We start from the raw sequence: 14,530 nt of genomic DNA on the forward strand, positions 1-14,530 counted from the left end.
GTTGGGACCCGGGTACGTCGTTCGTATGACGCCGAGGCCGCGTGCGCCCGTCGCGAGTTCAATCACCCAGTCGTTCGCGCGGTGTAACTCGAACGAGTGAATTCTGGGCCGATATACGTACTTTGCCGGTGCGACGAGCAGACTGAGCGGGCTCATGTCCTCGGTGCTGGTCGAGGGGATGGGAGCACAACCCGTTGTCGAAGCCAGCACAAGTCAGGTGGTAAGCATGGCCGGTCGGTATCCCTATCAGCCCGCTCCCGCTGGTCGTTCGTCGAAGCTCAGTGGTAAGGCGATGATCCTCGGCGGTGCCGGTGCGTTCTTTCTCATGCTCGCCAGCTGTGGTGTCGGGACGGCGATCGGCGGGAGCGACAGTACTCAGGCGGCGCCGACGGTCACGTCCACGATGACTCTGACCGAGACCGCAGCAGCCGCGTCGAACGAAACGCTCTGGCGGACGACAACAGTGACGGCCACAGCGCCGGAAACCACAACGGCGCCGGAAACAACGACAACGCAGGTCGCCGACGACACGGACAACACTCCGCGTGGACTGGTCGGGACACCGACCACCGCCCCCACCGTCGACTCGAATTCAGGGGGCTCGAACTCCGGAGGGGGAGGCGGCTACTACGCGAATTGTTCGGCAGCACGGGCTGCGGGTGCCGCTCCGCTGTATGCGGGGCAGCCGGGCTACTCGTCAAAGCTCGATCGTGACGGCGACGGGGTCGCCTGCGAGTAGTCCGCAGCGAGGAGTCGGCTTGCGAGCGCCGCGTACTAACTGAAAATCAGGCTGCCGATGATGTGGCCCGCGTGATCAATCTGTGGCAGTTCAGATTTCGATCCATGGGCGACCAATGCACTACCACCCGTGCTGCGGAAGACGATCCCGTTGGAGTGCGCTGTTGCGAAGAAGATCACGCCGGCCACTATGAGTATCAGGGCGAGCAGAACCGCAAAAGGCGAGCCGCTGGCGCCGAGGGCGAGTCCGGACATGAAAAAGACCACGCCGAGTAGGACGCACGCGGTGCCGATCATCAGGCGTCGCGACGACGTGGTGTTGCCGGTCGAGATCTGCGCGACGTGACGCAAGGGGATCTCACCGAGGTAGTGACCATGCTCGATGAATCCGAAGATGACGTGCGGCTCGTGCACGACGACACGCCGGTTGGTCACAGTCACCGTCGTCTTGATGTGTTTGAGAATCAAGCGCGGGCTGAACTGTGCGTGGAACTGGACGGTTTCGCCCTGGAGGAGCGGAGGTTGAGCTGCGGCAGCGGTCATCGGGTCATGCCTTTCGTGAAGCCTCGAAACGAGTCGGTCATCGGATATAGACGGTGGAGCCCTCGGGTGGAGCGGTGTTGCTGATCAGCTTTCCCAGACAGTGGTCGCGGTCGAAGTTCTGCTGCACACACCAATTCACCGCTGCCTGCCCGGTAGGGAATGTCTGGGCGGTGATCGTGACCCACCACCCCGGCGAGCTGAAGACCGACCAGTCGTTGCTCCACAGCAGTCGTGCCCCGGAGAAGCGTTGATAGTTGGCGGTGAACTCGTCGAGGATGTCCTTGTTGGTCCAGGTCTTGCCATCGGCGACCAGCCCTGGTTGTTTGGAGCTCAGCTGCGCGACCCACTGGTTGTTGCTGTTGGCGAGCACTTGGCCGCGGTCAACTGCCATCTGTGCGTTGAGTGACTGTGCAGCAAGCGAATCCGCGCTCTCATTCGACGGGAGAGTCGCTTGCGACACGGTCGCCGATGTCGCAGCGCTTGTCTGCGACGACGAAAGGCCACTGACACTCGCGGGGTCGGAGTCGGTGATCTGCACCTTCAGGTCGGAGCCGCTGAACACATCGGGAAGCTGGTAGTAGCTGCCCGTCGGGTAGGTGATGGTAACCTGGCGCGAATTCGGTTGCGGCGGAATGCCGATGGGCGCACCCGACAGATCGAGGTTGCCGCCGGCGACGGTCCCCGCTGACGAGGAAATCGTCACGTTCGCTTCTGAACCCGACAGCACGTCGCCGTCAGAACACGGACTGGACAAGGTCATCGTCACCGCGAGTCCCGCGGGGTTGAGCGCTGTTCGAATGTCTGTGACGTTGATCGGCTGCGAACACCTGGTCAGCGTGTCCGGTATGTTCGCGGAGTTTCCGTTGCCGCCAGCGGCCGAAGTCGACGATGTGATGCCCGAGAATTTGCCGTTGCTCACCGCCCAGATCGCGACGCCACCGACGAGCGCCAGCACGACGATCGCCGCTAGTGCGGCCAGCCACGGCGCATTCGACGACCGTCCACCTGGCAGTACCACCGCCCCGTACGGCGGTGGAGTGCCGTATGGCTGCGGGTCCGTCGGCGAGGCGGGGTTCGGGGTCGGGGCCGGGGAAGGCAGAGTATCGGCGTCGGTGACGTCGGCAACGTTCTTCAGTGCGTCGCCAGGTTTCCAATCGAGCCAGCTGAGGCTGGTGTCGGCAGTGGTCGGGTTCAGCGGCGCGTCGCCACGGCAACTCTCAGGCATGCATCGCCAATCGGCTCCTCGGTGTCAACGAAGTCGACGAAGGAGTCAATTGTAAGTGTGTGCACGGCGTCGATGACCCGAATAGTGCTGATCATGAACACTATTCGTCTGATCGGGTGACAGCGCCAAGGGATGACCCGGCGCCTGTGTCCGGTGGACTATCGCGCGCTGCCCCGGTACTTCCGGTGGTACTCGTCGTACAGATCCGCGTTGCGGATGCGCTCGTTGCGCTTGACCAGATCGGGATTCAGGCCGTGCTGTTCGAGTCGATGCCTGCGGTAGATGACGTTCAGCGCGATCGAGAAGAATACGTAGGCGATCGGGATCGGCGAGAACATGATGAACCGCACGCCCCAATCTGCCGGCACGAAGAGCATCGGCAGCATCAGGATGATGCAGGGGATCGCCCAGCGGACCACCATGCGTATCGGGGCGCCTTTTCCTGCGAGGTCGTTGGCCACCCAGTCGCGCATAGAATCCGGCAGCACTGCTCCGTAGCAGTAGCGGATGTACTGCCATCCCCGGGGACGGGCTGCTGTGTCGGCCATGGGTTGCGCCCTTCTCGAAATTCAATCGCGTGCTACTGAATTCTACGCGATGTCCAGAGCGATCCTCGAAGGCCTATCTGACCTGGACCAACGTGCTGACGTCCGTTCGGATGACACCTTCGCATGCCGTGTGATGGTGATCGCAGAAGAGCGCTACGATTCTCTGGATCCATCGACCTTCTGCCGGGGGGCTGCATGTCCGAGAACACCGTCCATTTCTGGCTCAATCGTCGTGCGATGGGCGTGGTGGCGGCGGCGCTCGCCGGCGCCGCGCTCGTCGGCGGTACCGGTGCGGCAGCGGCGGTTGATCCGACCACGGCACGCACGAGTGCCGGGTGCTACTTCGCCAACGACGCGGAGCGTGCGCAGAACATCCAGACGTGCACCGTCCCGTCGGCCGCGATGGGGTCGACGGTGACGGTGAAGGTCCGACCGTCGACGCAGTCCGCTGGGCAGCAGGAGCAGGCGGTGTATCTGCTCGGCGGAATCACCAGCACGAGCGACACGCTGGCCAGCGGATACGGCGACAAGTACAACCTGGTCATGGTCGAGGGCAGCTCCAACGCGTGGACATCGGATTGGGTTGCCCCACCGCGCGATTCGAATGGCAATACGTTGGTCAATCAGACGGGCGGGACCTACAACCCGCGCTGGGAGACATTCATCGGGACCGAGCTGCCCAAGTACCTCAACGAGAACTTCGATATCGACGAGACCGACAACGCGATCGTCGGCTTGTCCGAAAACGGCGGGCAGGCGGTCAACATCGCGCTGAAGTACCCGACCCTCTTCAAGGTTGCGCTGTCGGTCTCGGGCTACTACCAGACCGACAACCCTCTCGGCTATTTCCTCGTGCCGTACGCGTTGAAGACTCGAACCGGTGTATCCAACGCACTCAACGACATGTGGGGCAGTCCTTTCGCGCCCGGGAACACCTGGGCCGAGAACGATGTCACCAACCGGATCGGATTGTCGAAAGACAACGGGCAGACCATCATCGTCACGGCGGGCAACGGCATCATCACCTCGAAGGAGGAGTTCGACGAGCTGTTCTCCCACGGCGGGCTCCAAGAGGTCGTCGCTGGTGTTGCCCTGGAGCAGCTCTCGTATGTCTCCGCACATCTGCTCCAGTTCGTCGCAGCGCTCGTGGGTGCGCCCGTGCAGGGGATCTACAACAACGGCACCCATTCGTGGCTGAACTGGGGTGCACACACAGACGAGTATGCAGATCAGGTCGAGGCGGGACTCGAGAAGTACCAGAAAACGCCCCCTTCGACGGCGTCACGGGTGGCGCAGCCGCCGGTCGCTCACGAGGCGACGGTTCAGGCGGCTCCGACATCGACTGCTGTGACGAGTGCGACCGCTGAGACCAAGTCCTACGCGGTGACCGTGCCTGCCGACGTCGCAACCGGAGCGGCTCCAGCACCGTCGAGCGATACGGCCGGGTCGAGTTCGGTGCCTGTGGCGAACACCTCGGAGTCGGAGCCGAAGGATGTCGAGGCCGGTGGCGCGACGCCTGTGGAGACACCCGTCCCGGGGTCTGACACCTCGACAGAGAAGGTGGGAGACGTCGTCTCGCCACCCGTCGACCATTCGTCGGAGTCGACACCCGCCGAGACTGCGGCGTCGGAAAAGGCGACGCCGAGCGCAACCGCGCCGTGAGGCCCGTTCGCTCCGGGCCTACTCAGTGAGCGGCTCCGCACACCGGTACGTCGACGCGCGGAGTCGGGTTGTCGACGAGCGGCTGGACCGGCACGACGGCTTCGCCGTGAGCTGACGTCGGCTCGGTCGACGTCAGCACCACCTCTGCGCTCTTGCCCGGCGGAATCGGTATCTGGGCGAAGACCACCGGATGGCCGTGAAGCGTTCCGACATTGAGATCCACGGAAGTGCCGTCAACAGTCAGCTGCTTGGGTGTTGCCCCCCTCGTCAGCAACAGCTGCAGATTGGCGTAATTGGTGCCCTGCGGGAAGCGTGTCTGTCGCTGCGCTCTCGTACCGATGACGTAGTCGGGCAGTGTGGTGTCGGTCAGGGTGTTGGTCAATCGCATCCGCGCGGTCGATTCTCTCGTGTCACCGCGGCATTCGCCCGCGGTGTACGTGATCTCGCGACGCAGGTAGTAGTCGGTCTTGTTGGCTGCGATGTTGACCACGGTGGCGTCCAGGTACGGTGCTGCCGTGTCGGCGACCTGATGCCCGAGCGGGGTCGACTCGAGAACCCGCTGTTCACGAGTCATCCTGCTGTACACCATGATCCGACGTTCCTGAACGCCGTGGCCGAGCGCTTCGAGTAGGGCGCCGGTATTGCCGTCGAGCGTACCGATCTTGTCGATGACCGCTCTGGAGATCGACTGCAGATACGCTTTGCGCGCGTCGTTGTCGTTCGCGAACCGCTCGTAGGATGTCGAGAGGGTGATGGGCACAACGTTCTCGGCGGTGATGCTCTCGCCGTCCGCGAGCGTGACCGGACCCGTCACCTTCAGCACATAGCTCAGCGCTATCGGATCCACTACGATCGCGCCGTCGAGCTGCTGTCCCGTCTGTGCCTTCCAGTTCGCGATCCAGACCCGTGCGGCGTCGGTGAAGTCGGGGCTCATATTCGAATTGCGGACGTCGAGATACGACCGTGTCCAGCCATAGAGTCGGTTGTAGTCGTGGCCCAGATCGACCTGCGGAGCGTCGGGCTCCTCGATGCCGAGGTTCTGTCCGATCTGCGGTGTCGTGACGTGTCCGTTGTCGGCTCCGAGTATGGCGAACCCGCCGACGAGCCCGCCGGTACCCCGTGCTTGCGACGGCGTCTGCATCGCGACGAAGTAGCTGCGAGCGCCGTCGACACCCAGCATCGAAGGTGCGATCTGCGCTGCGATGTCGGTGCCGCGGAGGAACCGTGCGGTTTCGGCGATCTGGTCCACCAGTTGTGTACGAGCATCCGACACCTGCGCCAGCCATGAACCCGGAATGCGCTGTGTCCGTTCGTCGATTCGCTCAGCGTTGGTCGCGATCTCTGCGAGTCTCGGCTGTGCCGCCGCGAGCGGCTTCAGATTCAGTGCGTTGTCGGGTCCACGTAGTGTGCTGGGACTGATCGTCTGGGCCAGCGCGGCACTGGGTACGAGCACCTGGGCGGCGGTGTCGGCGACGGACTCGGTCATCTGGTGGACGCTTTGCAGCGGTGAACCAAGCCAGGGGATGGTCGCGGTCGCGCGCCACACCGGGTTCTCCGTGGCACTGCGCGCGGACTCGGCGGCCGACTCGGCGGCGGCGGCATGAAGTTGGGCGCCGTGTACGTCGCCGTCCATGATCGCGGCCTTTGCGGCAATGCCGTGACGTCGTGCATCGTCGATGCTGCTCTTGACGTCGACGATGAGGTACGCGAGATAGGAGCAGATGGCGATCACGAAAGCCATCGATGTGATCACCACACAGCGACGCCGACGCGATTTCGTGTGCCGGCGTCGCCATCGAGGTCCGGCATCGTTGCCGACTTCGCCACTGCCAACTTCGCCACTGCCGACTTCGCTGCCAGTTGTCGACGGCGCTTCCACACTTTCCAATGTCACGGTGCCCCCTATGGCATTTTCCGCATCCAACCGTCGCGCCCGGTGGGCGTGCCCCCGACGGATCCGAATGCACCCCTCCGGGACAATAGTCCATCGGACCGGCGATGTTGAATGACAAATCTCGCGTCGGCCCGTGCTTACACCGCTGCTTGTCAGACCGCCGAACGGATCTGCCCCTCGGCGTCGACTTCCACGCGAGTGCTCGCACCCAGCGCCGGTCGATGCAGCACCGACGCCACGGTGGAGCGGTTCGCTGGTGACACGCGGACGAACACCTCACCGTCGCAGGCCGCATCGAGAGTTTCGGTCGCGAGCGTGGCGATGCGGTCACGCAGGTCGGGCGCGATCTCGGTGGTGGAGTCGTCGATCAGCACCACGTCGACGCCGCGGAGCCGAGCGCGGTAGGCGGGGGCGTCGAGGTCGAGTTCGGACATCAGCGGGGCGCGGAGTCTGTCGCGCAGATGGGCTTCGAGCACCTCGCAGTCGAGTCGTTGTGCGTCGCTGAGCACTGCGCCGGATGCGATGAGCTCGAGTAGTGGTCGGGCCAACGAATCGAGCTGGCGCACTTGCCGTGTGCGTTCATCGGAGGCAGCGGACGATGCGGCGAGCTGGGCGACCTGTTCGGTGGTCTGCTCACGAAGTGAGAACACCTCGCTCGCTGTGGGTCGCAGTGTGTAGGAGAACAGTGTGGCCATCAGCAGGGGCGCGACGTCGACGACCGACTGTATGAAAGCCGGAGGGACGCCTGCTCCGGAGTGCGCTCCCCAGACGACGAAGATGGCGACGATCGCCAAGAATCCCAACCACGGTGCGACTCGACGTCCACGCACGATCATGAACGCATAGATCGCCGCGCCGGCACCGTGACTCATCCCCACGGCCGTGGCGGTCAGTGCTGTGGAGTCCGACGACATGAGGACCAAGGCTGCGCTGGCTGGTCCGGCCAGTGTGAGCAAGATCGTCGGCACCATCGGAAGTGGATCACCCTCGGCGGCAACCAACGTGATCGTTGCCGCGGTGTAGATCGCCGCAGCGGCCAGAGTGCCTGCGATGGTGTGCACCGACGCCGACGGTGTCGCAGCCACCAGCCACACTGCGGCGAGGAAGAAGGCCACGACCACCCAGACGCCGCGTTGCCGCATGCCGAGCAGATCGCGGGCGTCGGTCAGCGGTGTGTCCATGACAACCTCACGGTGGTGCCGGAACCCCTGTGGGACTCGATGATTGCCGATCCGCCGGCGAGTTTCGACATGCGGCCCACAATGCTCACCGAGATGCCCAGGCGAGAGGCGGGAACGGAAGTGGGGTCGAACCCCGCTCCGGTATCGGCGATGTCGACGTGGAGCGTGTCGGTCGATGTCGATACGTGTACCGAGATATCCGCGTAACGCCCGGCATGACGGACTGCGTTGCGCACTGCTTCTGCCGAGGCGCCTGCGATCGCGGTGACGACGGCACCTGGATACCTGGCCGACGGATCGACGTGGTCTACAGTCACGATCTGCTGCGGGGCGACGAGTGCGATCGCGGCGCGGATGCGGCTGAGTGCGTCGGTCGCGCCGAGTTCGTCGTCGATGACGTCGGTGCCGGCGCGGTCGATGGCGGCCAGGGCGTTGCGTGCGTCCTGCACGAGCTCCGGCGACGTTCCGCGCCGTGCGGCGAGCAGCAGCGTCGACATCACGCTGTCGTGGGTGAGTGCGTCGAATCGGTGACGTTCCGCCGAGCGGGCCTGGGCGGCTGCTGCGGCCGCGGTGGTGGCGTAGGCCTCGGCGCGTGAGTCGTCGAGAACTCTGGCTGTTCTCCGTCCCATGATCGCGGCCACCACGAAGACCATCGAGAACGCGATGGCCCACACAGTCTGTGCGGCAAAGGGTTCGACGACGTCGGCGCGTCGAACCGTGCGGTCGATGAGCACAGAGCTGGTCACTGCGACGACGAGGACTGCGTATGCCCACATCGGCCGGAACGCGAGAGCGGCCGTGATGGCTGCCAGCCCCGGGAACGCCGCCATCCAGAATCCTTGCACCGTGTAGATGTGGCCGCCGTTCCAGGCGAACCACCACAAGCCCACAGCGATCAGATAGCCGACGGCGTTGACTCCGGTGATGATCTGCAGACGACGGGAATCGGCGCGCCAGGTCAGCGGTCCCATCGCCACCCCGGTACCGAACGTCAGGACCACTGCGAGGACGGTCCACCACGGAGACACCACCTTCGTGGCTGCAGTGATCGGACCTACGGCCAGCAGACAGTAGAGCAGGTAGCCCGCCGACGCGAACAGAGTGAACTGGCGCAGAATACGACGCCCCGCGAGTGCGTCGCGCGAGGCGTCGTCCGGTCGAAGCGCCGGTGCGGTGGCGCTCACCGTCGAAGGCGCCGCGGAATCGGTAGCCATCCGTCCTCGATCGCTCGCTTGTACAGGTCGGTCTTGGTAGGGGAGGGACGTCCGACTGCCTGGTATCGAAGGCGGATGCGACTGACGTAGTCGGCAACGGTCTCGGTGGACAGAAGCAGCTCGGCGGCCACCCGGCTGGTGGATTCACCTGCGGCGTACAACTCGAGGACGCGACGCTGCATGGGTGGGAGGTCGACGAACTCGTCGTCGGAGTCGATCGCCGCGGCCCAGTCGATGCTCGCGACCACTTTGCCATCGAGTGCCTGCATGATGCCGTCGAGCAACTCGGCATCTCGCGCGTTCTTGCGGATCACACCCATGACGCCCGCACTAGCCGCCTGACGCACCAGGAACATCTCGTCGCCCGAGGTGTAGACGAGGACCGGTATGCCGGCGTCGGTGAGGGTTGCGATGTTGATGAGCGGGGAGGTGCCGTCGTCGAGGCGGAGGTCGAGAAGCACGAGGTCGAGGTCGGTGGTGATGGCGAGCAGGTCGGCGACCGTGTCGGCGCCGGCGGTCAACTCGAGGGCGTCGTGCTCGGCGAAGGTGGCACGCAGGCCGCGCACGATCTGCGCGTGATCGTCGACGACGCCGATGCGAGCGCGACGATGAGGGTCCGTCATGGCAGTATTTTGCCTGATCACCCGTGTTGCATTGGTGCTTGCGCTGGTGGATGCCCGCCAGGTGTGGCGTCATTTAGTCCGTTCGGACTACAGATTCGACAGATTGTTCGACGTCAACAGAGGACCTCGGTCACGAGCTGATTGAGTTCGACGTACATGCGTTGGAAGTTGAGTGCGTGGCGTCGGCGGAAGACGCATCGCTCGGCACGACATTCTTCAGGTTGGCCTGCGACTTCTCGAGGACGTTGCTGCGGAGCTTGATTTGAACCACGAGCTCCTCGGATTCGCGTTCCGTGCGTCCGGAACGAGTGCACCAGGTGCGAATGCGCGCCCGAAAGATGAAACATGCTGATGCGCAACAGTATCGGGAGTTATTGGTACGGTTGGCCGACAAGTTGCGCCATCGCTGCAAGTGCTCGGGCGAGCTCTGGATGCGCTCTCGCGGTCACGTGGTCGATGCGTGCTGTGAAGGATCTCAAGGTAAACTCCGCTGACCAATGTCCGGAAACCGGTAGATGTGCGATAGCGGAGGATTTTTCTCATGGTGCGGAATCCGACGGATTCTTCGACATCTGACAACGGACGCGACACTCAATCGGCGGGACGCGGTCGTCGGATCGCCATCGGTGCGGTCGTCGTCGTCATCCTCATCGTTGCGCTCGCCGCCTACCTCGCGTACTTGGTATTCGACGTCAAAAGCAGCGTCGAGGAGGCGCGGAGCCATGCGGCTGCGGCGAAATCGGCGATCATGGACGGTAATGTCGCCAAGGCGCAGTCGGCGGCTGGTGACGCCGATGCGGCCGCACGCGATGCTCGCGATACGTCGGGCAACCCGGTCTGGAGCGCAGTTGCGGCCATACCCGGACTTGGCTCGCCGCTGAAGAGTGTGCACGAGATGGCCGAGTCGGTGGCGGATCTGACCTCACAGGTCCTGGTCCCCAGCGCGGAGCTGGCCGACACGATCAGCCCCAGCAAACTGCGTGAGGATGGAAACGCGGTCAACCTCCAACCCCTGGCGGCCGCACAGCCCAAACTAGAGGGAATCGCAGGTAACGCCACTCGGATCGATGACCATGTGCAGCACATCTCTGGTTCGTGGTTGGGGCCGGTGTCGGATGCGCGCGAACAGCTCGTCGATCAGGTGGGCGAGACCGCGCGCTTCGTCCAGGGCACGAATGTCGCGGCGAAGATCGCACCGGGGATGCTCGGTCTCTACGGGCCGCGCAACTACTTCCTCGCAATGCAGACCCCGTCGGAATCGCGCGCGACCGGCGGTTTGGTAGGTGGCTTCGCTATTCTGCGAGCAGACGACGGGCGCATATCGGCGCCACAGCTGGGGCAGAACTCCGATCTCGAGGACCCACGCACGCGGCAAGTGGACTTCGGATCGGACTACAACGCGCTCTACGACTGGACCCGTCCCTACACTGACTTCCGCAACAGCAACATCAGCCCGAATTTCCCTGATACTGCGCGTATCTGGATCGCGAACTGGAAAGAGCAGACGGGACAGCAACTCGACGGTGCCGTCGCGCTGGACCCGATTGCACTGAGCTACGTTCTCAAGGTGACCGGACCGGTCACACTCGCCGACGGCGAGAAGATCACCGCCGACAACGTCGTTCCGATCACGCTCTCGACGTCGTACGAGCGATTCGCCGACAACAACACGGCTCGCAAGCTGTATCTGCAGGCGATCTCGAAGGCGGTCATCGATCAGATCGGCACCATGAGGGGTAACTCGGGAGCTCTGCTCGAGGCCCTGGGCCACGGAGTGCAGGAACGTCGAATCATGGTGTACAGCACTCACAAACAGGAGCAGGAGGTCTTGGAGACCACTGCGCTCGGGCACCAGCTCCCGGATTCGTCGGCACCCTTCATGGATGTGACCGTCGGCAACATCGCAGGCAACAAGATCGACTACTACCTGCGGCGGGAGATCTCCTATACCGCCGGCGAGTGTTCGGGCGACACCCGTGATTCGACCGCCACCATCAAGCTGACCAACACGCTGACCGATTTGTCGTTGCCCGACTACGTGATCGGCGTGCTGGGCAATCCTCAGGAGAAGGTCGACAAGGGCACCAACCTGGCCAACGTGCAATTCACCCTCACCAAGGGTGCGACCATCAAGGAGCTGAAGGTCGACGGTGCGCCTGCTCTGTACAGCGAGGGGCAGCTCTACGGTCACCCGGTGGTCTACACGCAGGTGCCGATCCCCGCTGGTAAGAGCGTCGAGGTCACCGTGACTGCAACCGAACCGACATCGGCTCAGGGTGAAGCGGCGGTTCCGGTGCAGCCACTCGTGGACAACCCGACACCGAAGGTCGACGTCCCGGTGTGCGGCGGCTGAGCCGGTGTCGCCGGACTGCGGGTGATCCTGGTCTGATGGCCTAATGGCCTGCTAGCTGGTGATCGGGTGGCTTGATGGTTCAGTAGCGGCGGTGACGCACAGTGGCTCAGTCTGCGAAGGGCTTTCCCTCGCGATGATGTCTACGGCAAAGCGCCCTGTACTGCATCGGACCATCGGCGGTGTCGCCGACCGCAACGACATCGCCAGACCGGACGATCGCGCCATCGACGATCCGTGCATTCATGAAAGCCGTTCGGCCACACCAGCACAGCACCACAGCCTGCATGCGATGAGTCTCGTCGGCTATCTCGATGAGACGTGCAGAACCGTCGAACAGGCGCGTACGGAAGTCCGTGAGCAGTCCGTACGCGAAGACGTCGATTCCACGCTCGTCAACGAGCTGCGCGAGTTGATCGACCTGGGCACTGGTGAGGAACTGTGCTTCGTCGCACACCGCGTAGTCGATGCGGTGCGAGCCGAATCCGTCGACGAGGTCGTGGACGTTCGTGCTGTCGTCGACGAGTATCGCGTCGGCGACGAGCCCAATGCGGCTGGTAACCAGCGGGAGGCCGGATCGGTCGCGTTTGGTGAGGAGTAGACCGATACGCCCCTGCTGACTCTGGTTGAAATGTGTCTGCAGGGCGACGGTGGTCTTACCCGCGCCCATCGGCCCGTAGTAGAACACGAGGCGCCCCGACTCACCCATCACGCACCACGTCCACAGCACCTCCTCGAAACGAACCGCGCCGACAACGTCGATCATGCCTACATATCGGCGAACACTCGTCACATGATGCTGCACGCGCACGGGTTACGCAGCGTCGAAGAATGGGGCCGATGGATGCCTGATAGCGCACACGACCCATCTCGACGTCGACCTGGTCGGTGATGTGAGCTGGTCCGTGCCGTCGTATCCACGGCATCCTGGGCGATGTATAGAGTTCTCAAGGATCGTGCATCCGACGCCGAGGCGTCGAGTGGAAAGCAGTTGACTGGGGCTCTAACGGACTGGCGGTCTCAGGTCTGGGCGGGCTAGGCGACTTCTACGCGGCGACGTCGTCGAGTCGCATGGTTCTTCGGTTTCGAGCGGGTAGTGGTGTGCGGTGTGGGTCCACACCGGCCGGTGGAATCAGCCATGGGTGGCGGTCGTGGCCCATGACGACTTCCCACTCGCTGGCATGGATCTGTGCGTGGCACGACGGGCAGAGCAGGCAACCGTTGTCGAGATTGGTTGCGCCGCCATCGATCCAGTGCTCGATATGGTGCACGTGCGACCACGAGGCAGGCGCTCCGCATTTGATGCAGCATTCGTCGCGGATCGTGACAGCCTTGCGCAGGTGTGGTGGGAACAGTCGTTTGGTGTGGCCCATCTCGAGTGGCACTGTCTCGCCATCGATGACGACTTCCGTGAGTGAGGCGTCGCATGCCAGCGCTCGCGCGGTCAGGTCGGTGACCGGGCCGACCCACGGAAGACGTGCAGGCTCGGGGGTGTCTGCGTGTACCAATAGCGCGATGCTGGTTTTGGGTGCTGTGACGAACGGTGTGTCGATGGAGGCAGCGAGATCGAGAATCTGTTCGAGGGCTTCGGTGCGGCGTTGCCCTGTCGACCGCCTATCCGGCGCGCCGTCTGGTTCGGGACGTTGGGCGGAGAGTGAATCGATTGCGCTGGTGAGCTTCTCGGCGATTATCAGGTCGACGTCGCCCCGGATCTCGGCGCGTCCCTCGCTGTTCTGTGTGATGGAGAGCGAATTGATGCTTCGGTCTTCTGCTGCGGGAACCCCGCCCTGGTCCCGAACGTGCTCGTTGGCCCGACCGCGTGCCACCAACGCGATCTCTCGTGGATTGGCACCCGACAGACCCTGAGAGATGAGGGCGCGCTCGTGGTCGAGTCGCTCGGCGTCGGAAAGTCTTTCTACCGAACGCTTCTCGATATGTGCGAGTCCGGACACCATCGCTGATGCGTGCTCGCTGGAGAACACACCGTCCTCGACGTAGCCGGGTAGGCGTTGCAATGTCGCCATCGCCGTTCCGAGTTGTAGCCAGCGTGTTGCGACCGCCGGTGCGGCACCCATCTCGATGAGTAGCGCGCGTGTCTTGCCGCCCGGTCCGGCGACGCCGAGCCTGTCCATTGCGGCAGCGTGGAGTGAGATCACATGGTCGATGACATTGCGCATCGTCATCAGTGTCTGTGTCGCGGCGTGGATCTCGCGACCGGTGGCATCGTCGTCAAGACGAATGTCACGTAGTTCGTCAAGGAGGGTGGGGAGGGGTGGCATATGTCCATTATGCGGAGAACGTGTGTTCGAGTCAAGGGATTTGAAGAAGAAGATTCCGCGAAACATGCTGCACAACAGTATGATTCGCAGACCTGAGTGATCCCACCACCATTCTAACGATTGGGTCTGACACGATCGCGGCGTCGAGCGAGGTTATCCACAGCAGGCGGCGAATCGAGACGTATTGGATACCCGGGACGTGTGTACGCGACGATGCGTGGCTACGGGTGCGCCGCACAAGAAACCGTTGAAAACGCTGGGACGGCGGAGTCT

Annotated in this window: 12 protein-coding genes; 3 read left to right on the forward strand and 9 right to left on the reverse strand. The window is 63.6% G+C overall.

Going from position 1 to position 14,530, the window contains the following annotated elements:
- Positions 1 to 154: 154 nt before the first annotated feature.
- Positions 155 to 739 carry an excalibur calcium-binding domain-containing protein gene (locus LK459_RS14525; RefSeq protein WP_227919127.1) on the forward strand — a complete coding sequence of 195 codons (585 nt, stop codon included), beginning with the start codon at positions 155 to 157 and terminating at the stop codon, positions 737 to 739.
- Between the two features lie 35 nt (positions 740 to 774).
- Here LK459_RS14525 and LK459_RS14530 read toward each other — a convergent pair whose 3' ends face one another.
- The 3 genes from LK459_RS14530 to LK459_RS14540 form a co-directional block, all read right to left on the reverse strand.
- Positions 775 to 1,281: a hypothetical protein gene (locus LK459_RS14530; protein WP_227919128.1), complete on the reverse strand. Its 507-nt coding sequence runs from the start codon at positions 1,279 to 1,281 to the stop codon at positions 775 to 777.
- A 37-nt stretch (positions 1,282 to 1,318) separates the two neighbouring features.
- The gene (locus tag LK459_RS14535; protein ID WP_227919129.1) at positions 1,319 to 2,506 is read right to left on the reverse strand and encodes a hypothetical protein; all 1,188 of its coding nucleotides are present in this window, start codon (positions 2,504 to 2,506) and stop codon (positions 1,319 to 1,321) included.
- Between the two features lie 158 nt (positions 2,507 to 2,664).
- Positions 2,665 to 3,054, reverse strand: a complete 390-nt coding sequence (locus LK459_RS14540; RefSeq protein ID WP_227919130.1) for a DUF5313 domain-containing protein — start codon at positions 3,052 to 3,054, stop codon at positions 2,665 to 2,667.
- Positions 3,055 to 3,249: 195 nt separating this feature from the next.
- On the opposite strand from LK459_RS14540, the gene LK459_RS14545 reads away from it, so the two are divergent.
- The gene (locus LK459_RS14545) at positions 3,250 to 4,716 is read left to right on the forward strand and encodes an alpha/beta hydrolase (protein WP_227919131.1); all 1,467 of its coding nucleotides are present in this window, start codon (positions 3,250 to 3,252) and stop codon (positions 4,714 to 4,716) included.
- 22 nt (positions 4,717 to 4,738) lie between these two features.
- Here LK459_RS14545 and LK459_RS14550 read toward each other — a convergent pair whose 3' ends face one another.
- The 4 genes from LK459_RS14550 to LK459_RS14565 form a co-directional block, all read right to left on the reverse strand.
- Positions 4,739 to 6,457, reverse strand: a complete 1,719-nt coding sequence (locus tag LK459_RS14550) for a DUF4012 domain-containing protein (protein WP_227919132.1) — start codon at positions 6,455 to 6,457, stop codon at positions 4,739 to 4,741.
- Between the two features lie 305 nt (positions 6,458 to 6,762).
- Positions 6,763 to 7,791 (reverse strand): hypothetical protein, encoded by a 1,029-nt coding sequence (locus LK459_RS14555; protein ID WP_227919134.1) that lies wholly within the window; start codon positions 7,789 to 7,791, stop codon positions 6,763 to 6,765.
- Positions 7,776 to 9,005, reverse strand: coding sequence for a sensor histidine kinase (locus tag LK459_RS14560; RefSeq protein WP_227919135.1), 1,230 nt, complete (start codon positions 9,003 to 9,005; stop codon positions 7,776 to 7,778). Before LK459_RS14560 ends, LK459_RS14555 begins: the two co-directional genes overlap by 16 nt.
- Positions 8,972 to 9,628 (reverse strand): response regulator, encoded by a 657-nt coding sequence (locus LK459_RS14565; protein WP_227919137.1) that lies wholly within the window; start codon positions 9,626 to 9,628, stop codon positions 8,972 to 8,974. The genes LK459_RS14560 and LK459_RS14565 overlap by 34 nt, the downstream gene beginning before the upstream one ends.
- Before the next feature lie 541 nt (positions 9,629 to 10,169).
- Between LK459_RS14565 and LK459_RS14570 the strand changes: the two genes are divergently transcribed.
- Positions 10,170 to 11,981, forward strand: a complete 1,812-nt coding sequence (locus LK459_RS14570) for a DUF4012 domain-containing protein (RefSeq protein ID WP_227919138.1) — start codon at positions 10,170 to 10,172, stop codon at positions 11,979 to 11,981.
- A gap of 106 nt (positions 11,982 to 12,087) precedes the next feature.
- On the opposite strand, the gene LK459_RS14575 is transcribed toward LK459_RS14570, so the two are convergent.
- The gene (locus tag LK459_RS14575) at positions 12,088 to 12,744 is read right to left on the reverse strand and encodes a thymidine kinase (RefSeq protein ID WP_227919139.1); all 657 of its coding nucleotides are present in this window, start codon (positions 12,742 to 12,744) and stop codon (positions 12,088 to 12,090) included.
- A 280-nt stretch (positions 12,745 to 13,024) separates the two neighbouring features.
- Positions 13,025 to 14,257: an HNH endonuclease signature motif containing protein gene (locus tag LK459_RS14580; protein WP_227919140.1), complete on the reverse strand. Its 1,233-nt coding sequence runs from the start codon at positions 14,255 to 14,257 to the stop codon at positions 13,025 to 13,027.
- Positions 14,258 to 14,530 lie beyond the last annotated feature (273 nt).

Source organism: Gordonia otitidis, assembly GCF_020735545.1.
GTDB classification, from domain to species: Bacteria; Actinomycetota; Actinomycetes; order Mycobacteriales; family Mycobacteriaceae; genus Gordonia; species Gordonia otitidis.

Excerpts from the sequence above, each read along its gene's own strand:
- LK459_RS14530 (WP_227919128.1), bottom strand. The coding sequence starts at position 1,281 with ATGACCGCTGCCGCAGCTCAACCTCCGCTCCTCCAGGGCGAAACCGTC.
- LK459_RS14565 (WP_227919137.1), bottom strand. The coding sequence starts at position 9,628 with ATGACGGACCCTCATCGTCGCGCTCGCATCGGCGTCGTCGACGATCAC.
- LK459_RS14540 (WP_227919130.1), bottom strand. The coding sequence starts at position 3,054 with ATGGCCGACACAGCAGCCCGTCCCCGGGGATGGCAGTACATCCGCTAC.
- LK459_RS14555 (WP_227919134.1), bottom strand. The coding sequence starts at position 7,791 with ATGGACACACCGCTGACCGACGCCCGCGATCTGCTCGGCATGCGGCAA.
- LK459_RS14560 (WP_227919135.1), bottom strand. The coding sequence starts at position 9,005 with ATGGCTACCGATTCCGCGGCGCCTTCGACGGTGAGCGCCACCGCACCG.
- LK459_RS14580 (WP_227919140.1), bottom strand. The coding sequence starts at position 14,257 with ATGCCACCCCTCCCCACCCTCCTTGACGAACTACGTGACATTCGTCTT.
- LK459_RS14545 (WP_227919131.1), top strand. The coding sequence starts at position 3,250 with ATGTCCGAGAACACCGTCCATTTCTGGCTCAATCGTCGTGCGATGGGC.
- LK459_RS14575 (WP_227919139.1), bottom strand. The coding sequence starts at position 12,744 with ATGATCGACGTTGTCGGCGCGGTTCGTTTCGAGGAGGTGCTGTGGACG.
- LK459_RS14535 (WP_227919129.1), bottom strand. The coding sequence starts at position 2,506 with ATGCCTGAGAGTTGCCGTGGCGACGCGCCGCTGAACCCGACCACTGCC.
- LK459_RS14550 (WP_227919132.1), bottom strand. The coding sequence starts at position 6,457 with ATGGCTTTCGTGATCGCCATCTGCTCCTATCTCGCGTACCTCATCGTC.
- LK459_RS14525 (WP_227919127.1), top strand. The coding sequence starts at position 155 with ATGTCCTCGGTGCTGGTCGAGGGGATGGGAGCACAACCCGTTGTCGAA.
- LK459_RS14570 (WP_227919138.1), top strand. The coding sequence starts at position 10,170 with ATGGTGCGGAATCCGACGGATTCTTCGACATCTGACAACGGACGCGAC.